This window comes from Nocardia amikacinitolerans (assembly GCF_900215415.1).
GTDB lineage: Bacteria > Actinomycetota > Actinomycetes > Mycobacteriales > Mycobacteriaceae > Nocardia > Nocardia amikacinitolerans.
On record NZ_OBEG01000002.1, the window covers coordinates 455,284 to 473,189 of the forward strand.

Here is a 17,906-nt window from a genome sequence, read left to right on the forward strand (position 1 = left end):
TCATCGTCGTTCCAGAACATCGGCTCGTCCTCCGCACGGCCCCGGCCCACCCAAGCACACCACGGATCCCACGGTTACCGAAACCGCCAATAGTGTGCTGCCCTACCGGAATTGCGCGCCCGGCGTCAGGGCACGGGCGGTGGCGGCGTTCCGGTGCAGAACGGTTCGCACGGCCCGGTGGTCGGCACCACCTTCGCAGGCCCGGTGTCGAAATCGGCATTGCTCACCACGAGCAGCACGAGCACGACGAGCAGAATCGCCGCGGCGAAAAAGCCCAACCCGGCGACCACCCAATTCAGTGAACCCTTTTCCTTGACCACATGTCCGACATGGCCGTAATGGACGATATCCTCCGCCCGTTCCCAAGTCACCGCACACCTCCGAATTCGCTTGCGGCGCCGGGGTTTTTACGGCACGATTCGCACGACTGTCGAACGGGGTCGCCCGCACCCCGGCTGGTCGTCGGTTACCCGGAGTCGGCGCGGCGAATCAGCGAATGTCAACCGTCCTACCGCCGAGGCGCTTTCCGATCCGGTCAGCGGCCGTATCGGACACGGCGACAATCCGAATGCGGAGGTACGCAAGACGCGCACGGCCGGAGCGAACGCGGAGGTACGCAAGACGCGCACGGCCGGAGCGAACGCGGAGGTACGCAAGACGCGCACGGCCGGAGCGAACGCGGAGGTACGCCTAACCCCGTGAGGCGCAGAGCAATCCGTCGCCGACGGGGATCAGCACGCAGGTGAGTTCGGGGTCCTCGGCGATCGCGCGGGTCGCGGCGCGCACCGCCTGGGTGGCGGGATCGCGCTGACTCGGGTCGGGGACGCGGCCGCCGAGCAGCGCGTTGTGCAGGATGATGGCGCCGCCGTCGCGCAGTAGCCGCACCGCCTGGGCGACGTACTGCGGGTGCTCCAGTGGAGCGGCATCGATGAAGACCAGATCGTAGGCGCCGTCGGCGAGGCGGGGCAGCACGTCGAGCGCGCGCCCGTTGATCAGCCTGGTGCGGGCGGGCGGGATGTCAGCGGTGCGGAACGCCTCCTTGGCCGCGCGCTGATGCTCCGGCTCGGAATCGATCGTGGTCAGCGTGCCGTCCTCGCGCATGCCGTCGAGCAGCCACAGCCCGCTGATGCCCGCGCCGGTCCCGACCTCGACGACCGCGCGCGCACCGAGCAGCTGGGCGTACATGCTCAGCAGCGCACCGACGGACGGCGGCACCGGTGCCGCGCCCAGCTCGGTGGCCCGCTCGCGCGCGCTGACGAGGATCTCGTCCTCCACGACGGATTCTTCCACGTAGGAGAGATTTCGCTCCAGGTTCGATGCCACGCCTAAGAGGCTAATGCGGCGCGCGTTGTCTCGGCGTTCCGACAACACGCTTTCTCGGCGGATCGGTTTTCTCAGGAGTCCCTCAGGATCTCCATATCCCCGCCATATCGGGACAGGAAAGAGTAAGGGCACGCAAGACCAGCCGACCGCGATACGCGGGACGCGGGAACAACGACATACGGGTAGTCGGTTGTATTCCGTACGCGACGGTCCGAGATCCGGACCGAACGGGAGTCCCGAGTTTACGGTCCCGAGCAGGAGGTAGCCCCATCCACATGGTCAAAGGTTCGTTTGCGGCTCCGCATGGGCACTCCGAGTACGCCACCCTCCCCGACCACATCATGCCGTTCGAGGCCGACCAGGCCGAGGACTTCGATGTCGAACTGACCGGCACCGCCGCGTTCGACGCGACGGGCGATCGCTCGGTGATGCCGTCCTGGGACGAACTGGTCCGCGAACACGCCGACCGGGTCTACCGGCTGGCCTACCGTCTTTCCGGCGACGCGCAGGACGCCGAGGATCTCACCCAGGAGACCTTCATCCGCGTGTTCCGCTCGCTGTCGAACTATCAGCCCGGCACCTTCGAGGGCTGGCTGCACCGCATCACTACCAACCTGTTCCTTGACATGGTGCGCCGTCGTAACCGCATCCGCATGGAGGCGCTGCCCGAGGACTACGACCGGGTGCCCGCCGAGGGTCCCGGCCCCGAGCAGGCCTATCACGACGCGCGCCTGGATCCCGACCTGCAATCCGCGCTGGACGCGCTGGCGCCGGAGTTCCGCGCCGCCGTCGTGCTGTGTGACATCGAGGGTCTGTCGTACGAGGAGATCGGCGCTACGCTCGGCGTGAAGCTGGGCACCGTGCGCAGCCGGATCCACCGCGGCCGTCAGGCACTGCGCGAGCACCTTGCGCATAATGGATCTCAGCAGCGGTTGGCCGCTGACGCGAACATCGGGTGATTCGCCGGGCCCCGGCGATGCCCGGGCCAGAGGATGTCGTTGGAAGGGTGAGCACCGCATGAGTGGCGAGTCCAGCACGTCCGGTCGTCCCGCGCGGGGGGACCGACGAACGCCAGGCAGGTCACCGCGCTTCGCGCCCACCGAACATCTGGCCAGCGAGGCGATCGTCGCCTACGTCGACGGCGAGCTGCGCATGAACGCCTATCTGCGCGCCGCCCAGCATCTTTCGGTCTGCCCGGAGTGCGCCGCCGAGGTGGACGCACAGCAGCAGGCGCGGATCGCGCTGCGCCAGTCCGGACCCATCTCGGTCCCCACCGGGTTGCACGACAGCCTGACCCGTATTCCGCTCGCCGAGTTGCCAGGCGGCGCGTCGAACAATCCTGGCCGTCCGTCCGGGAACGCCCGCAACGAGGCAGTTTTCGGTTTTCTGCCGGATTCGTTCACCGCGACCCGGTGGACCACGTGGTGGCGCAAGTAGAGTTTGGCGCGTGACCACCGAATCGACGAACACCGGATCTGTGTCGGACTCGCGGCCCACCGCCAGTGACACCTCCGATTCGGCGGCCAACAGGGGGAACCTGAGGCCGTCGGACGCGCCCGTGCTCGGTCCGCGGCCGGTCGTCCGGCCCCATGTCGACACGCACACCGCCCGGGCCTTCCGGCGCCCTGCGGGCACGTCCGGTTCCTTCGCCGAGTACACCCCGCCGCGTGCGGATTCCGGCGCGCCCGCGCTCGGCCCCGAGTTGCAGAACCGCCCGCCCGACGCGGTGCTGGCCGAGGCGTTCGGCAGGCCGGAGGGCTCCGACGAGCTGCTCCAGCGCGATCCCGACGCCGTCGAGCACACTCCGGCGGCCGCAGGCCCCGCCGACCCATGGCGTGATCCGACCGCGGGCGCCCGCCTCGGCGCGCCCGCCGTGCCGACGCCGGAGCCGGAGCCGCTGCCTCGGTCCCGCAAGCTGAGCGCGCGCGAGGTGCTGTTCGGGTCTCGGGTCGCGCCGAAGGCGCTGGCCCTGCTCGCCGCGATCGCGCTCGGCATCGGCGTGCTCGGCGGTCTGGTCGGCAGGCTCACCGCCGAGCAGACCACCAATCTGACCTCGCGCAAGGTCACCCTGGAGCAGAGCGACGACATCGAGCGTCCGCACGGTCAGATCGCCCAGGTCGCCAACGCGGTGCTGCCCTCGGTGGTCTCCATCCGGGTCACCGTCGGCGACAACGGCGCCACCGGCTCGGGCGTCGTCATCGACGGCGCGGGCTATGTGGTGACCAACAACCACGTCATCTCGATGGCCGCCCAGGACAAGAGCGACCGGGCCGCGATCCAGGTGACCTTTTCCGACGGCAGCCGGGTGCCCGCGAACATCGTCGGCCGCGATCCCAAGACCGATCTCGCCGTGCTCAAGGTCGACGTCAAGAACCTCACGGTCGCCAAGCTCGGCAAGTCCGAAGACGTTCAGGTCGGCGACGACGTGCTGGCCGTCGGTTCACCGCTCGGTCTGAGCAAGACCGTCACCTCCGGCATCGTCAGCGCGCTGCACCGGCCGGTGAAGCTGTCCGGCGAGGGCAGCGACACCAACGCCGTGATCGACGCCGTGCAGACCGACGCCTCGATCAACCCCGGCAACTCCGGCGGCGCGCTTGTCGACATGAGCGGCCAGGTCGTCGGCATCAACACCGCCATCCGCAGCGAGACGGGCGGCTCGGTCGGCCTCGGCTTCGCCATCCCGGTCGACACCATGACCGAGGTCGCGCAGAGCCTGATCCAGACCGGCAAGATGAACCACCCCGTGATCGGCATCTCGGCGCGCACCAAGACCGTCGCCAACGAGGTGATGAGCGGCGCCGCGGTGGCCGACGTCGCGCCGAACGGTCCCGCGGCGAAGGCGGGGATCGTCGAGGGCGACGTGATCGTGCGGGTCGGCGATCGGGAGGTCACCGGACCGGAGGAGCTGACCGTCGCGGTGCAGTCCCGCGAGATCGGTGAGACGGTGAACGTGCAGTTGATCCGCGATGGCAGGCAGGTGGACGTGCCTGTGACGTTGGAATCCGACTGAACCGCTGGTCCGATGCACAGGTAGCCTGGATTCGTGTTCAGCAACATCGGCTGGCCCGAGATGATGATTCTGCTCGTCGCCGCCCTCGTCATCCTCGGCCCGGAGCGTCTGCCCGGCGCCGTGCGCTGGACAATCGATTCCCTCCGCAAGGTCCGCGACTACGCCAGCGGAGCGACGGCGCAGCTCAAGGACGAGCTCGGCCCCGATTTCGAGGATCTGCGCAAGCCGCTGGCCGACCTGAACGAGCTGCGCGGGATGACGCCGCGCTCGATGGTCACCAAGCACCTGCTGAACGGCGACGATTCGGTGCTTCGCAACCTGGAGAAGGCCGTGCCGACCAAGGACGATCTGTACGGCACGAGCAGTGGCATGCCGGACTATCCGATGCCCAAGCTGGAAAAACCGTTGGAGCGCAACGAACGTCCGCCGATCGACTCCGACGCCACCTGATCGGGCGTTTCGCCCGGCGAGTCCGCGCGAAACGCCGTGGCGCCGAAACAGACTGGGCTGTCTGGTAGTACTCGATGTCAACGAGACTAGACCCGCGAGGCTGTCGAGCTGTCTAGACTTCGCACATGTCGGCCGATGACGTGGCGCGAGTCTTCGCAATCGAGGACAAGGTCGAGAGACTCAAGGCGGCCACCGACGGGGTGGCGGCGGCGCAACAGACGATCAACGAACTCACCAGGATCCGCAGGGCGGTCATCCGGGAACTTCACGCCGAGGGGTGGACCTTCGCCAGAATCGGTGCGGCGGCGGGTCTTTCCCGCGCCCGCATCCATCAGGTGAGTACCCAGGGCCCGGCACCGGAAGGACTGTTCTTCGGACACGGGACGCTCACGGTGCTCGTCCCGGAGGTGCGCGCGGGCCGGGTACTCGGCGCGCCGGATCCCGGTGCGGCACAGCGGCTTGTCGAGCTGCTGCACGAGCTGGGGTTCGCCGCGTCGATCGAACGGTTCCTGCCGGGCAGGCCGGTGGACCTGAACCGGGACGGGCTGATCGTCGTCGGCGGACCCGAATTGTCCCCCAGCGTGCGACAACTCATCGCCGCCGATCCCCGGCTGCGCCGCGCGGTGGCCAGGGCGGGCGACGCGCGCCGCGGCATCGAGGACAGGGCCGCCCGGCGCGTGTACCGCCCCGGCGGCCCGGATCCGCACGACATCGCGTACCTGGCGCGCCTGCCCCGGCCCGACGGGCGTGGGACCTGTCTGATCATCGACGGGCTGCATCCGCCCGGATCGCTCGGCGCGGTACGGCTGCTCGCCACCCGGCTGGCCACGCTGCACGAGCGGGCGGCCAACCACCTGTTCTCGGTGCTCATCGCGGTGCGCTACGACCGAACCACCGGCGAGCCCGTCGACGTCGATCTGCTCACGCCCGTCTACCGGCACGACGCCGACCCCCGCCCCATCGGCGCCCGCCCGCGACGGTGATGCGGATCGATAGCTGAAGACCGCCGCTTTCCTTGTCACGTGCCGGGTTTGCGCGGAATGCCCGGCTATTTCCGCAGTGTGTCACATGTCACGCGACCCTGCGGGTAACAGATACCCACTCGATGTTTAGATAGCTAGTAGATAACTATTTGTTCGAGTAGGTGAGTGCCCCATGTCTTCCAAGGTCGAAAGCCGCGCGTCTCGGGGATCGATTGCGCGCGAGGCGAATACGGGCGCTCGTTCCGGGAGGACGCGATGAACACCATCGTGATCGTCGGTCTCGCCGTCTTCGCCGCCGTCACCGTCTGCGTGCTCGTCGCCGTGCTGCGCCGTCCGAATTCTTCGGGGCAACTGACCGTCGCCGCGATCCAGGCCCGCCTGGCTGACGAGAAGGGCGGGAACTGCGTGGAAACAGCCGATTCGCGCACCGAGGAGGACCTGGCGGCAGCAGAGGCCACCAGCGGGCAGCCCCGCAGCGAGCCCACGCAGCCCTAGAACAGCGACCATCGGCCCCAAGCCGACTTCGCGAAGGCGGCGCACGCTTCACAGGAGCTGCAGCTTCTGCGAAGCGTGCGGAAGGTCTGCGAAGACCTACGCCGCGACTCGAGAGGGGCGCAGGGTGTTCATCGGGGGGCGGTCGGTCAGGGAGACTTCGGTGGTGTGGGCCGTGAACGCGTCGCCGATGAGGGGGAACTGGGTGAGGGCGGCACCCGAATCGGCGACTCCGCTGCGGCCGAGAACCGTGCCGAGGATTTGGCGGCTCATCACGCCGAGGTCGCCGAGGGGGCGGTTGCGGTGGGTGCGCACGCCCAGGTTGACCTGGCCGATGGCCGACATGCCGACGCGATCGTAGGTGTCGAGCAGCAGGCCGATCTCGACGCCGTAGCCGGGGGCGAAGGGCACCGAGGTGAGCAGTTCGCGGGTGCCCGCGTATTCGCCGCTGAGCGGTTGCAGCACCGCGCAGAGTTCCGGGCGCAGTGCGGCGAGCAGCGGGCGCGCGACAAGTTCGGTGACGCGGCCGCCGCCGTGCGCGTCCACCGCGCCGCCCTGCCGCAGCGGGCGGCGGTAGTAGGCCTTGACCAGGTGCATGTCGTCGTTCAGCAGCAGCGGGCCGAGCAGCTTCGGCACGAAGGCCGGGTCGGGGTCGATGAGATCGGAGTCGACGAACGCGATCAGGTCGCCGCCGGTGACCGCCAGCGAGCGCCACAGCACCTCGCCCTTGCCGGGCAGCGGCTCCAGTTCGGGCACCGCCTGCTCGCGGGTGATGACCTCGGCGCCCGCGGCGCGGGCTCGTTCGGCGGTGGCGTCGGTGGAGCCGGAGTCGAGCACGACCAGCTCGTCGACCAGCGTGCCGAGCAGCGGCCGGATGCTGGCCACCACCTCGGCGACCGTGCGCTCCTCGTTCAACGCGGGCAGCACCACCGACACGGTGCGCCCGTCCTTGGCGTCGACCAGCTCGTCGACCGTCCACTCGGGGGTGTCCCAGGTATTCGTGCTTGCCCAGGCGGACTCGCGGTGTTGGATTTTCATACCAGACCTCGCAGGGTTCGTGCGGGGGGCCGGATGCCCTGGATCGCGGCGATCATGTCCACGACGCGCCGGGTTTCGGCGACCTCGTGGACGCGGAAGACTCGGGCGCCGACGGCGGCGGACCACGCTGTCGCCGCCAAGGTGCCCTCCAGCCGTTCGGAGAGACCGACACCAAGAGTCTCCCCGATGAAATCCTTGTTGCTCAGCGCCATCAAGACCGGCCATCCGGTATTTACGAGAACGTCTACTCCTCGCAACAGTTCGAGCCCGTGATAGGTGTTCTTGCCGAAATCATGGGTCGGATCGATCAGGATCGAATCCTTGCGCACCCCCGCGGCGAGCGCGTCCTCGGCGGCTCGGACCACGGTGTCGGTGACTTCGCTCACCACATCGGTGTAGCGGACCCGATGCGGGCGGGTGCGCGGCACCGAGCCGCCGGTGTGACTGCACACGATGCCGACGCCGAGGTCGGCCGCCACCGCGACCAGATCCGGGTCGGCGCCCGCCCAGGTGTCGTTGATCAGGTCGGCGCCTTCGGCCACCGCGGCCCGCGCCACCTCCGATCGCCAGGTGTCGACGCTGATCAGCAGCTCGGGATAGGCGGCGCGGATCGCGGCGACGAACGGCACCACCCGGCGCGTCTCCTCGGCGGCGTCGACCACGGTGCCCGGCCCCGCCTTCACTCCCCCGATGTCGACGAGATCGGCGCCTTCGTCGACGGCGCGGGCGACCGCGTCCATCGCCGCCGCGTCGGTGAAGGTCGCTCCCCGGTCGTAGAACGAGTCGGGGGTGCGGTTCACGATCGCCATGACCAGCGCCCGATCCGTCGCCACCGGTTTGCCGCACAGCGTCGGAGGCGGTACGGCGGTCGGGCTGAACATGCCCTCGACTGTAGCGGCTCGGCTGTTCGGCACGCGGCCCGCGGCGCAGTCGTCGTACGCCCGGACGGCGTTCGAACCAGTCACGAGCGCGATGTGCCACCAGCCCGGGCGCGCGCCGAGTCGCCGGTGTCGAACCGCACATCACGCGGCTCGGCTCGAGTTCTGCGGCGTCTTCGCCGATGTGCCCGCTCGAAGGGCCGACGGATGCTCACCTTCGCCGGCAGCGGCCCGAACTCGGCGGTGCGTCCACCCCCGAACGCGTTCTCCTAGCTCGGACCCGGTTCCGGTTTCAGCGCCGCGAACGCGGCGGTCAGATCGGTGGCCACGGTGATCCGCTCCATGGCGAAGCGGGAGACGAACTTTCGCTCGTAGAGTTCGTCGATCCACCGGAAGAGGCCGTCGTAGAAGCCGTTCGGATCGAGCACGACCACCGGCTTGGTGTGCTGGCCGAGATAGCCGCCGGTCCAGGTCTCGAAGAATTCCTCGAGCGTGCCGATTCCGCCGGGCAGCGTGAGGAAGGCGTCCGCGCGGTCCTCCATGACCTGTTTGCGCTGGCGCATGGTGTCGGTGACCACCAATTCGTCGGCGTCCACGTCCGCGACTTCCTTGTGCACCAAGTGTTTCGGGATCACGCCGATGGTGTTCGCGCCACCCGCCCGCGCCGCGGTGGCGACCGCGCCCATCATCGAGACGTGGCCGCCGCCGGACACCAGTTGCCAACCCCGCCGGGCGATCTCGGTGCCGACCCGGGCGGCGAGCGCCAGCGCGCCGGAATCGGCGGTGCTCGCCGAGCAGTAGACGCAGACGGCGTAGGGGACGGTGACCTCGAGCGGAGTCTCGGTCACCACTTGTCCTCCGTGCCGAGGGTGTCGATGTCGGCGCGTTCGGCGGCCGCCCGCGTGATGATCTCGACGACCTCGTCCACGTGATCGGTGACGTGGATCAGGTCGAGATCGCTCGGCGAGATCTTGCCCGAGCCTTCGAGCGAGCCGCGCAGCCAATCCACCAGTCCCGCCCAGTATTTGGTGCCGAACAGGATGATCGGGAAGCGGGTGATCTTGCGGGTCTGCACCAGCGTGAGCGCTTCGAACAACTCGTCGAGGGTGCCGAAACCGCCCGGCAGGCAGATGAACGCCTCGGAATACTTCACGAACATCGTCTTGCGGACGAAGAAGTAGCGGAAGTTGATGCCGAGATCGACCCACTCGTTGAGGCTCTGCTCGAACGGCAGCTCGATGCCGAGGCCGATCGAGTAGCCGCCCGCCTCGCACGCGCCGCGGTTGGCGGCCTCCATCGCGCCGGGGCCGCCGCCGGTGATCACCGCGAAACCGGCCCTTGCGAGCGCGCCGCCGATGGCCATGCCCGCCTGGTACTCCGGGTGGTCGACGGGCGTACGCGCGGAACCGAAGACCGTGACCGCGCGCGGCACCTCGGCCAGCGCGCCGAAACCCTCGACGAACTCGGCCTGGATGCGCAGCACCCGCCACGGGTCGGTGTGCACCCAGTCGCTGTCCCCGCGCTGATCGAGGAGGTTGCGGTCGGCGGTACCGGCGCCGGGTTTGCGATCGCGGCGGAACATTATCGGTCCGCGGAATTTCGCTGTCGACTTCGGCTTACTTGCGACCTCGTGATCGGCGGCGTCGGTGGACATGCGCTCCACGCTACCGGGCCGTTCGCGGCGCGGGCGGTGCGAGTCGGGGGCGCGACTCAGGCTTTGCCCGTGAGGTAGTTGCGCAGCATGGTGGCGACCGCGGTGATCTGGGCGGTCGGCAGATGCTCGTCGCGCTTGTGCGCGAGGTTGGGATCGCCGGGGCCGAAGTTGACGGCGGGGATGCCGCGGGCGGCGAAGCGGGACACGTCGGTCCACCCGTACTTCGCCCGAACCCCGCCGCCGCCGTGGCCGTTCACCGAGGCGATCAGGTCGGCGGCCGCGGGCGCGGTGAGACCGGGGAGCGCGCCTGGCGCCGCGTCGACGAGATCGATCGTGGCGTCGATGCCGTCGAATACCTCGCGCACGTGGCCGATGGCCTGGTCGATATCGCGGTCGGGCGCGAAGCGGAAGTTCAGTTCCATCTCGGCGGCGTCCGGGATGACGTTGCCCGCGACGCCCGCGGACATGCTGGTCGCCGAAAGGCCCTCGCGGTAGAGGCAGCCATCGATGTCGACCTGCCGCGGCTGGTAGGCGGCCAGCCGTTGCAGCACGGGGGCCAAACGGTGAATCGCGTTGTCGCCCATCCACGAACGCGCCGAATGCGCGCGCACGCCCGTGGTCGCCAGCCGGGCGCGCAAGGTGCCCTGGCAACCCGCCTCCACCCAGCCGCCCGACGGCTCGCCCAGGATCGCCAGGTCGCCGTCGAGCCATTCGGGCAGGTCGCGCTCGATGTGGCCGAGGCCGTTGTGTTCGGCGGCGATCTCCTCGCCGTCGTAGAAGATCAGCGTCAGGTCGTGCACCGGCTCGGCGATCGTCGCGGCCAGATGCAGGAACACCGCGTCGCCGGACTTCATGTCGACGGTGCCGCAACCGTAGAGCAGCTCCTCGCCGTTCTCGTCCTTGTCGAACCGGCTCGGCACGTTGTCCGCGATCGGCACGGTGTCCAGGTGCCCGGCCAGGATCACCCGCGTCGGCAGACCCCGATGGGTCCTTGCCAGCACCACGTTCCCGTGCCGCACGACCTCGAAGCCCTTCGTCTGCTCGCGCAACGCCCGCTCGACGACGTCGGTGATCGCCTTCTCGTCCATGGACACGCTCGGGATGTCGACGAGCGCGGCGGTGAGGGCGATGGGATCGGCAGACAGGTCGATGGTCACGCCCCTCAGCCTACGAGCGGGGTAGGGACGTCGGGGACACCGCTCCGGTCCGCGGGCGCCCGGGCTCGACGGTCGACCCGTCTGGGTGCGGCGCGCCGCGATTCGCCTAGGTCCGGCAGCCGGTCGAGCCGCGGCACACTACGCGTTCGATCGTCCCCGGTCACCGAGGCCGGACAGGCACACCACGGCGTGCGACTCGACTGTGTCCCGGCGACCGGTCGAGCCGGGCGGCCCACCGGACTGTCCGGGTTCTTGATGTCGCGGCATCCCGGCCAGGAGGTGGCGCACCGTTGGCAGCGATCGGTCGGTAACCTCTCATGACGTGAGCATTCAGGGAGCAGCAGCAATCGGTATCGCCAACGTGACCGCGGACGGAACCGTCCTGGACACCTGGTACCCGAACCCGGAGCTCGGCGAGTTCGGCGACACCGGGACCAAGCGCCTGGACGAGGCGCCCGCCGAATACGCCGCGCTGCTCGGCTTCGACGAGGCGCGCGGTGTCGACGTGGTGGCGGTGCGCACCGTCGTCGCCGACCTGTCCGCCGCCCCGGTCGACGCGCACGACGTCTACCTGCGCCTGCACCTGCTCTCGCACCGGCTGGTCAAGCCGCACGAGGTCAGCCTGGACGGTCAGTTCGGCCTGCTCAGCAATGTGGTGTGGACCAACCACGGCCCGGCCGCCGTCGAGGGCTTCGAGGCGACCCGCGCCAAGTTGCGCGCCCGCGGCCCGGTGACCGTCTACAGCATCGACAAGTTCCCGCGCATGGTCGACTACGTGGTGCCCTCCGGCGTCCGCATCGGCGACGCCGACCGGGTCCGCCTCGGCGCGCACCTGGCCTCCGGCACCACCGTGATGCACGAGGGCTTCGTCAACTTCAACGCGGGCACCCTTGGCGCCTCCATGGTCGAGGGCCGGATCTCCGCGGGCGTCGTGGTCGGCGACGGTTCCGACATCGGCGGCGGCGCGTCCACCATGGGCACCCTCTCGGGCGGCGGCACCACCGTCATCTCCATCGGACAGCGCTCCCTGCTCGGCGCCAACTCGGGCCTCGGCATCCCGCTGGGCGACGACTGCGTGCTCGAGGCCGGTCTCTACCTGACCGCGGGCACCAAGGTCGCCACCTCCGACGGCACCATCGTGAAGGCCGCCCAGCTGAGCGGCCAGAACAACCTGCTGTTCCGCCGCAACTCCCAGACCGGCGCCGTCGAGGTCGTCCACCGCAAGGGCACCGGCATCGAACTCAACGCCGACCTCCACGCCAACTAGCCCGCCTCTCCGCGCCTCTCGCCGGTCCTCAGGTGCGGTGCGCTGTTCGAGCCGGGCCGGCGGTCGTGCGCGCGGGTCGCTCTTCGGGCGTACCCGGCGAGTTACCCCTGGCGGCGCGAAATCAGTTGTCCCGTACAGATCGATTCGCGCAGGGGTAGACCGTGCGGCCCACCGTCTCCGGAGATTCAGGCCGTGCGGGCGGCCTCGGGGAGGATGCCGAAGGCGATGATCCGCTCCGGGTGGATGCGGATCAGCTCTCCGGAGGCGCCCGACATGTAGGTGTCGACGTCGGTCAGCGCTTCGGCGGTGCCCCGGATCTCCAGGCAGCGCACGCGCCACGGCTGCACCGAGGCGATGTCGTCGACGACGAAAGCCACGCGGTCGTTGGTGGCCAGGTTGCGGAACTTTCGGGAGGAGCCCATGTTCCAGCCGGCGATGTCGATGGTGCCGAGTTCGGCGTTGTAGCGGAAGCCGACCGGGTTGTTCTGCGGCGACCCGTCCGGCCGCACGGTGGCGAGACGGCCGAGCCGCTGGCTGCGCAGGTAGGCGATCTGGTCCGAGGTCAGCGTTGCGGTCATGTCAGCGACGGTAGAACCTCGAGCCAACTCGAGGTCAAGCCCCACTCAGCCGAGCTGCTTCTTCTGCACCTTCCCCATGGCGTTGCGCGGCAGCGCCGTGACGACGCGCACCTCGCGCGGCCGCTTGTGCACCGAAAGCTGCTCGGCCACGTGATCGATCAGTTCCTTCTCGATCGACGCGTCCGCCTCGCCCCGCAACACGACGAAGGCGACCACCCGCTGCCCGAGATCGTCGTCGGGGAGGCCGACCACCGCCGCCTCGGCGACCGCCGGATGTCCGAGCAGCGCGGTCTCGATCTCGCCCGCGCCGATCCGGTAGCCGCCGGACTTGATCAGGTCGACGGATTCCCGGCCGACGATGCGGTGGAAGCCGTCGCCGTCGATGGCGGCCACATCTCCTGTCTTGAACCACCCGTCCTCGGTCCAGCTCTCGGCCGTGGCATCGGGCCGGTTCAGGTAGCCGGCGAACAGCATCGGACCGCGCACCTGCAACCCGCCGATGCTCTCGCCGTCGTGCGGCACCGGCGCTCCGGTCTCGTCGCGCAGCCTCGTCTCCACCCCGCGCACCGGCGTGCCGACCCACCCAGGGCGACGTTCGCCGCCGGCGCGGGTGGACAGCGTGATCATGGTCTCGCTCATGCCGTAGCGCTCGATCGGCGCGTGACCGGTGAGCTCGCGCAGCCGCTCGAACACCGGCACCGGCAGCGGCGCGCTTCCCGAGACGAGCAGCCGAGCGCCGGCCAATTTGCGTGCGGCATCGGGGTTTTCGACGACGCGCGACCACACTGTCGGCACCCCGAAGTACAGCGTGCCGTTCGCCTCGGCGTAGGCCTGCGGCGTCGGCTTGCCAGTGTGGATCAGCGGGCTGCCGACGCGCAGCGCGCCGAGCACGCCGAGGATGAGCCCGTGCACATGGAACAGCGGAAGGCCGTGCACCAGAACGTCTTTCGCGGTCCAGTCCCAGGCTTCGGCGAGCGCGTCCAGTCCGGCGGCGATCGCGCCGCGAGTCAGCGCGACACCCTTCGGCGCACCGGTCGTCCCGGACGTGTAGAGCACGAAAGCCGTTGTCGCCGGGTCGGGTTCGGGATAGGTGTGCCATGACCTGGCGTGCATACGGACCGGGACCACCGGCAGATCGGTGCCCTCGGGCGCGTCACCCAACCATGCCTGCGCGCCGGAATCGGCCAGAATGTGCGCGAGTTCGGCGGCGCCGGAATCCGGCGGGACCGGCACCACCGTGACGCCCGCGATGAGGCAGCCGACCACCGCGAGGACAGTGCGCGCGGTCGGCCGAGCCAGCACCGCGACCCGATCGGCGCGCGCGACGCGCTCGGCCACCGAAGTCGCCGCGCCGAGCAGATCGCTGCGCGAGAGCGTCACGCCGTCGATGGTGACCGCGTTCGGAATGTCCGCGCCCGCAGCGACCGCGGCCGGATTCAGGGAACGAAGCAGCAGGGAGGGACCGAACGACATTCGCCCAACCTACTGCGTGTGCGCCGCGGACCGTCAGCGCGTCACAGCTCGGCGTCGACGCGCCGTGACCGTTGACACACCGAAGAGGCGGTGAGAAGGTCATAGAACATCCTTCTCAACGAGGAGAACGGGGGTCGATCGTGACCAGTCCGCTTCGCGCACCCGCGCTCACGAAGTCCGACGACGACTTCGACATCCGCGGCCACCTCGACGGCTCCGCCGCCTTCTTCGGCGCCGCCGCGAACGTCATCATGCAGCTCAGCACCCGGCCCGTCGGCTACGGCGTGCTGGAGAGCACGGTCGACAGCGGCAAGATCACACTGCACCCGGTGAAGCGCACCCGCACCACGCTGACCTACCTCGCCGTGGCGATGCTCGGCACCGACGACGAACGCGCGGCCTACCGGGCGGCCGTCGATCGCTCGCACCAGACCGTCCGGTCCGGCCCGACCAGTCCGGTGAAGTACAACGCCTTCGATTCCCGATTGCAGCTCTGGGTGGCGGCCTGCCTGTACTGGGGCGCACGCGATCTGCACGAGCGCATGCACGGACCGATGGACGACGCCACGGCGGACGCGTTCTACCGCAACGCCGCACGTCTCGGCACCACGTTGCAGATGCGCCCCGGCCAATGGCCTGCCGACCGCGCCGCCTTCGATCGGTATTGGGACGAGCACCTGGCGGCGACCGTCATCGATCCGCCCCTCCGCGAGTACTTCTGGGACCTGGTGAACCTGCGGATGTTCCCGCGCCCGGTTCAGCTCGCCTTCGGCGGCCTGCACCGCTGGGTCACCGCGGGCCTGCTGCCGGAGCATCTGCGCCACCAGATGGGCATGACCTGGACCGAGCGCGACGACCGACTCCTCGCCATGCTGCTCACCGCCATCGGCGCGGTGGAGGGCCGGATGCCCAAAGCCGTCAAGGCTTTCCCCGTCAACGCCTTCCTCTGGGACATGCGGCTGCGCCGCCGCCTCGGGCTTCCGCTCGTTTGACGCGCGCTTATATCAGTTAATACACAGCATCCCCAATACGCCACGCCGGAACCGAGCGCCCGCGTACGCTTTGCCTCCTGAATGAAGGCACGACATCGGAGGTCGAACGCCGGGAGGCAATCGTGATCCGTCGGATGATCGTCGCGTTCCTCGCCGCAGGAGTGGTGTACGCCCTGGGCGCCACAGCGTTGGGCGCACCGCCCGCAAACGCTCAGCCAAACGGAGAGGAAACACCGTCGCGCACCTCGATCGCCGTGCGATCGAGCGTCGGCGCGTCGTGGGGGACCGCGAACCAGCACGAGATTCGCGGCGCCCTTTCCCTGTCCAAGCTCTTCCTCGTCGACTACGCCCTGCGCCACGGCGACGGCTCCGCCATCGACCGCGAATGGGGCGAGCGCATGATCCGCTTCTCCGACGACGGAGCGGCAGGCGCCATGGAAGGCAAGTACCCGCAGGCCATCGATGCCATCGCCGCCGAGTACGGCCTCACCAACACCCGGTCCGGCGCAGGCGACTGGAGCACGGCGACAACGACGAGCGCCGATGTCGCGGACTTCCTGCACGCCAAGCAACTCCAGGACCCCGGCTCGCCGATCTTCGGATGGATGGCCACGGCGGGCGACACGGCCGCCGACGGCACCGTGCAGGACTGGGGCACCGCGCGGATCCCAGGCGTGCTCGGCACCAAGTGGGGATGGTCGGATCTCGGTGCGCCCGAGGTGGCTTCGGCCTCCTACGGAACCGGGTTCACCGTGGCGGCGCTCACCTGGGGCACGTCCGCCGATCAGACCGCCGATGTGCTCGGCGCGCTGCCGAGCGTGGTGGCCGATGTGCTCGGCGTGCCCGTCTGGCTCGTTCCGCGCTGAGTCGGCGTGCGCCTGCCCTTCAGCGCACCCGGAACGAGACCACCACGTGGTCGCGGGCGAACTCGCGCAGGGCGGCGTCGTCGCCGAACGGGATGACGGTCTGCGGCGTCAACGCCAGCGACACCGCGGTGCGCGCGATCATCTCGGCCAGCGGCGCCGGATCGTACGCGGGAAGTTTGCCCTCCTGCTGGAGACGCGTGACGAACTCGGCGACGTAGTCGCGCCCGAGTTCGATGATCGGCGCGCCCTTCACGGTGAGGAACGGCAGCACCAGCTCGGGTTCGGTGGCGAGCAGCCGGTGCACCAGCTGGTTGCCGCGCAGGCCGTTCACGAACGCGACGAACAGCGCGACGATCTGATCCTCGGCGCTGGCGTCCCGGTCAACCTGCCGCTGGAGCACGCCGTCCACCTCGTCGATGAACTCGCGGGTCTGGCGTAGCGCGACGGCCTCGATCAGATCGGATTTGCTGGCGAAGCGCCGGTACAGCGTGGCCAGTGAGAGGCCGCACCGCCGGGCCACTTCCACCATGCTCGTGCGCTTGATGCCGAAATCCAGGAAGGCCACCAGCGCGGCGTCCAGCACCCGCGCCTGGTTGCGGTCTTCCGGCCCGGAGTTGCGCACCAGCGGCAGCAGTTTGGTGAAGCTCGCCATGTCTCCCACCCTATCGTCCGGCGAAACGATGACAACGTCAGCATCGCATACCTTCACCGACTCCACCTGGAGCCCTGGCCGGGCAGTCCGCCCTCAGATCGCGCATGGCCGGAGCGGATGCGGCGGCGGACCCTTTGACAGCACCCGCCCTCAGATGAGAAGGTGACCGCCTGACCTTCTCATCGCTTCACCTTCGGTGAACGGAAAGACGAGGACGACGATGACCGCGCCCCTTCGTGCAACGACGCCCGAGCCGGTGCCAGGCAGCCGCTACGGCACCGCCGAGGACTTCGACATCGAGAAGTACTGGAGCGGCGTCGCCGCCTTCCTCGGCGGCACCGCGAACGTGATCATGCAGCTGAGCCTGACTCCGGTCGCCTACGGCGTGCTGGAGAGCAACGTGGACTCCGGCAAAGTGACCCTGCACCCGTTGAAGCGGCTGCGCACCACGCTCACCTATCTCGCCGTCGCCCTGATGGGCACTGAGGACGAGCGCGCCGCGTACCGCGAGGCGGTCAACACTTCGCACCGCAGCATCCGGTCCGGGGCGAACAGCCCGGTGAAGTACAACGCCTTCGATCCCAAGCTCCAGCTGTGGGTGGCCGCCTGCCTGTACTGGGGCATCGTGGACCTGGAGGAACGGCTGCACGGCCCGCTCGACCCGGCGAGCGCGGACGCGTTCTACCAGTACGCCGCCCGGCTCGGCACCTCACTGCAGATGCGCAGGGAGATGTGGCCCGCCGACCGCGCCGCGTTCGACGAGTACTGGACGACGAACCTGGCCACCAAGACCATCGACGCCCGCACCCGCGACTACTTCAACGGTCTCGTCGACCTGAAGATGGTCGCGCCGCCGCTGCGCGTGTTCGCACCGGTGCAGCGGTTCGTCGTCGCGGGCCTGCTTCCGCCGCACCTGCGCGCCGAGATGGGCATGCGGTGGACGCCGCGCCAGGATCGCGCGCTGACTCTGCTGCTGCGCGCGATCGGCACGGTGCACCGCCGACTTCCCCAGCGGCTCAGGCTCTTTCCGATGAACTACTACCTGTGGGATCTGCGCAGACGGCGCAGGTTGGGCAAGCCGCTGGTCTGAGGC

20 protein-coding genes are annotated in these 17,906 nt (G+C 69.3%); 10 read left to right on the forward strand and 10 right to left on the reverse strand.

Annotated elements, in window-relative coordinates; translation table 11 throughout:
- Positions 1-125: 125 nt before the first annotated feature.
- Both CRP45_RS10335 and CRP45_RS10340 read right to left on the reverse strand, forming a co-directional pair.
- A complete protein-coding gene (locus tag CRP45_RS10335) occupies positions 126-371 on the reverse strand; it encodes a hypothetical protein (protein ID WP_143861400.1) in 246 nt (81 codons plus the stop codon).
- 319 nt (positions 372-690) lie between these two features.
- Positions 691-1,338, reverse strand: a complete 648-nt coding sequence (locus tag CRP45_RS10340; RefSeq protein ID WP_372507957.1) for an O-methyltransferase — start codon at positions 1,336-1,338, stop codon at positions 691-693.
- A 326-nt stretch (positions 1,339-1,664) separates the two neighbouring features.
- On the opposite strand from CRP45_RS10340, the gene sigE reads away from it, so the two are divergent.
- The 6 genes from sigE to CRP45_RS10370 all read left to right on the forward strand — a co-directional run bounded on the left by sigE (position 1,665) and on the right by CRP45_RS10370 (position 6,261).
- Entirely contained in the window at positions 1,665-2,282 is a 618-nt protein-coding gene (gene sigE, locus CRP45_RS10345) for an RNA polymerase sigma factor SigE (RefSeq protein WP_067788615.1), read from the forward strand.
- A 58-nt stretch (positions 2,283-2,340) separates the two neighbouring features.
- Positions 2,341-2,760: a hypothetical protein gene (locus CRP45_RS33765; protein ID WP_067788478.1), complete on the forward strand. Its 420-nt coding sequence runs from the start codon at positions 2,341-2,343 to the stop codon at positions 2,758-2,760.
- A gap of 10 nt (positions 2,761-2,770) precedes the next feature.
- Positions 2,771-4,333: a trypsin-like peptidase domain-containing protein gene (locus tag CRP45_RS10355; RefSeq protein ID WP_097244910.1), complete on the forward strand. Its 1,563-nt coding sequence runs from the start codon at positions 2,771-2,773 to the stop codon at positions 4,331-4,333.
- A gap of 33 nt (positions 4,334-4,366) precedes the next feature.
- A complete protein-coding gene (gene tatB / locus CRP45_RS10360) occupies positions 4,367-4,783 on the forward strand; it encodes a Sec-independent protein translocase protein TatB (RefSeq protein WP_067788474.1) in 417 nt (138 codons plus the stop codon).
- A gap of 125 nt (positions 4,784-4,908) precedes the next feature.
- On the forward strand, positions 4,909-5,766 hold the full coding sequence (locus tag CRP45_RS10365) for a hypothetical protein (protein WP_097244911.1): 858 nt from the start codon (positions 4,909-4,911) through the stop codon (positions 5,764-5,766).
- A 255-nt stretch (positions 5,767-6,021) separates the two neighbouring features.
- Positions 6,022-6,261 (forward strand): hypothetical protein, encoded by a 240-nt coding sequence (locus CRP45_RS10370; protein WP_097244912.1) that lies wholly within the window; start codon positions 6,022-6,024, stop codon positions 6,259-6,261.
- A gap of 96 nt (positions 6,262-6,357) precedes the next feature.
- Here CRP45_RS10370 and CRP45_RS10375 read toward each other — a convergent pair whose 3' ends face one another.
- The 5 genes from CRP45_RS10375 to dapE form a co-directional block, all read right to left on the reverse strand.
- On the reverse strand, positions 6,358-7,296 hold the full coding sequence (locus tag CRP45_RS10375) for a glucosyl-3-phosphoglycerate synthase (protein ID WP_097244913.1): 939 nt from the start codon (positions 7,294-7,296) through the stop codon (positions 6,358-6,360).
- Positions 7,293-8,177 carry a dihydropteroate synthase gene (gene folP / locus CRP45_RS10380; protein WP_097244914.1) on the reverse strand — a complete coding sequence of 295 codons (885 nt, stop codon included), beginning with the start codon at positions 8,175-8,177 and terminating at the stop codon, positions 7,293-7,295. The genes CRP45_RS10375 and folP overlap by 4 nt, the downstream gene beginning before the upstream one ends.
- Positions 8,178-8,443: 266 nt before the next feature.
- Complete coding sequence (locus CRP45_RS10385) at positions 8,444-9,022, reverse strand: LOG family protein (RefSeq protein ID WP_372507931.1); 579 nt, start codon at positions 9,020-9,022, stop codon at positions 8,444-8,446.
- The gene (locus CRP45_RS10390; protein ID WP_067788465.1) at positions 9,019-9,828 is read right to left on the reverse strand and encodes an LOG family protein; all 810 of its coding nucleotides are present in this window, start codon (positions 9,826-9,828) and stop codon (positions 9,019-9,021) included. Before CRP45_RS10390 ends, CRP45_RS10385 begins: the two co-directional genes overlap by 4 nt.
- Before the next feature lie 56 nt (positions 9,829-9,884).
- A complete protein-coding gene (gene dapE, locus CRP45_RS10395) occupies positions 9,885-10,985 on the reverse strand; it encodes a succinyl-diaminopimelate desuccinylase (protein ID WP_097244915.1) in 1,101 nt (366 codons plus the stop codon).
- Between the two features lie 322 nt (positions 10,986-11,307).
- Here dapE and dapD point away from each other — a divergent pair, with 322 nt between their 5' ends.
- Entirely contained in the window at positions 11,308-12,252 is a 945-nt protein-coding gene (dapD, locus tag CRP45_RS10400; RefSeq protein ID WP_097244916.1) for a 2,3,4,5-tetrahydropyridine-2,6-dicarboxylate N-succinyltransferase, read from the forward strand.
- 185 nt (positions 12,253-12,437) lie between these two features.
- Here dapD and CRP45_RS10405 read toward each other — a convergent pair whose 3' ends face one another.
- Positions 12,438-12,830: a PPOX class F420-dependent oxidoreductase gene (locus tag CRP45_RS10405; RefSeq protein ID WP_097244917.1), complete on the reverse strand. Its 393-nt coding sequence runs from the start codon at positions 12,828-12,830 to the stop codon at positions 12,438-12,440.
- A gap of 45 nt (positions 12,831-12,875) precedes the next feature.
- Entirely contained in the window at positions 12,876-14,303 is a 1,428-nt protein-coding gene (locus CRP45_RS10410) for an acyl-CoA synthetase (protein WP_097244918.1), read from the reverse strand.
- A 140-nt stretch (positions 14,304-14,443) separates the two neighbouring features.
- Here CRP45_RS10410 and CRP45_RS10415 point away from each other — a divergent pair, with 140 nt between their 5' ends.
- Together CRP45_RS10415 and CRP45_RS10420 are read left to right on the forward strand one after the other, a co-directional pair.
- Complete coding sequence (locus CRP45_RS10415; RefSeq protein ID WP_097244919.1) at positions 14,444-15,295, forward strand: oxygenase MpaB family protein; 852 nt, start codon at positions 14,444-14,446, stop codon at positions 15,293-15,295.
- A 122-nt stretch (positions 15,296-15,417) separates the two neighbouring features.
- The gene (locus CRP45_RS10420) at positions 15,418-16,161 is read left to right on the forward strand and encodes a hypothetical protein (RefSeq protein ID WP_245910053.1); all 744 of its coding nucleotides are present in this window, start codon (positions 15,418-15,420) and stop codon (positions 16,159-16,161) included.
- 19 nt (positions 16,162-16,180) lie between these two features.
- Here the strand turns inward: CRP45_RS10420 and CRP45_RS10425 are convergent, their stop codons facing one another.
- Positions 16,181-16,813 (reverse strand): TetR/AcrR family transcriptional regulator, encoded by a 633-nt coding sequence (locus CRP45_RS10425; RefSeq protein ID WP_067788450.1) that lies wholly within the window; start codon positions 16,811-16,813, stop codon positions 16,181-16,183.
- Positions 16,814-17,033: 220 nt separating this feature from the next.
- Here CRP45_RS10425 and CRP45_RS10430 point away from each other — a divergent pair, with 220 nt between their 5' ends.
- A complete protein-coding gene (locus CRP45_RS10430; RefSeq protein WP_097244920.1) occupies positions 17,034-17,903 on the forward strand; it encodes an oxygenase MpaB family protein in 870 nt (289 codons plus the stop codon).
- The last annotated feature ends 3 nt before the right edge of the window (positions 17,904-17,906 follow it).

Coding starts and splice junctions, on each gene's coding strand:
- sigE (WP_067788615.1), top strand. CDS start 1,665: ATGCCGTTCGAGGCCGACCAGGCCGAGGACTTCGATGTCGAACTGACC.
- CRP45_RS33765 (WP_067788478.1), top strand. CDS start 2,341: ATGAGTGGCGAGTCCAGCACGTCCGGTCGTCCCGCGCGGGGGGACCGA.
- CRP45_RS10365 (WP_097244911.1), top strand. CDS start 4,909: ATGTCGGCCGATGACGTGGCGCGAGTCTTCGCAATCGAGGACAAGGTC.
- CRP45_RS10370 (WP_097244912.1), top strand. CDS start 6,022: ATGAACACCATCGTGATCGTCGGTCTCGCCGTCTTCGCCGCCGTCACC.
- CRP45_RS10375 (WP_097244913.1), bottom strand. CDS start 7,296: ATGAAAATCCAACACCGCGAGTCCGCCTGGGCAAGCACGAATACCTGG.
- folP (WP_097244914.1), bottom strand. CDS start 8,177: ATGTTCAGCCCGACCGCCGTACCGCCTCCGACGCTGTGCGGCAAACCG.
- CRP45_RS10390 (WP_067788465.1), bottom strand. CDS start 9,828: ATGTCCACCGACGCCGCCGATCACGAGGTCGCAAGTAAGCCGAAGTCG.
- CRP45_RS10405 (WP_097244917.1), bottom strand. CDS start 12,830: ATGACCGCAACGCTGACCTCGGACCAGATCGCCTACCTGCGCAGCCAG.
- CRP45_RS10410 (WP_097244918.1), bottom strand. CDS start 14,303: ATGTCGTTCGGTCCCTCCCTGCTGCTTCGTTCCCTGAATCCGGCCGCG.
- CRP45_RS10425 (WP_067788450.1), bottom strand. CDS start 16,813: ATGGCGAGCTTCACCAAACTGCTGCCGCTGGTGCGCAACTCCGGGCCG.
- CRP45_RS10430 (WP_097244920.1), top strand. CDS start 17,034: ATGACCGCGCCCCTTCGTGCAACGACGCCCGAGCCGGTGCCAGGCAGC.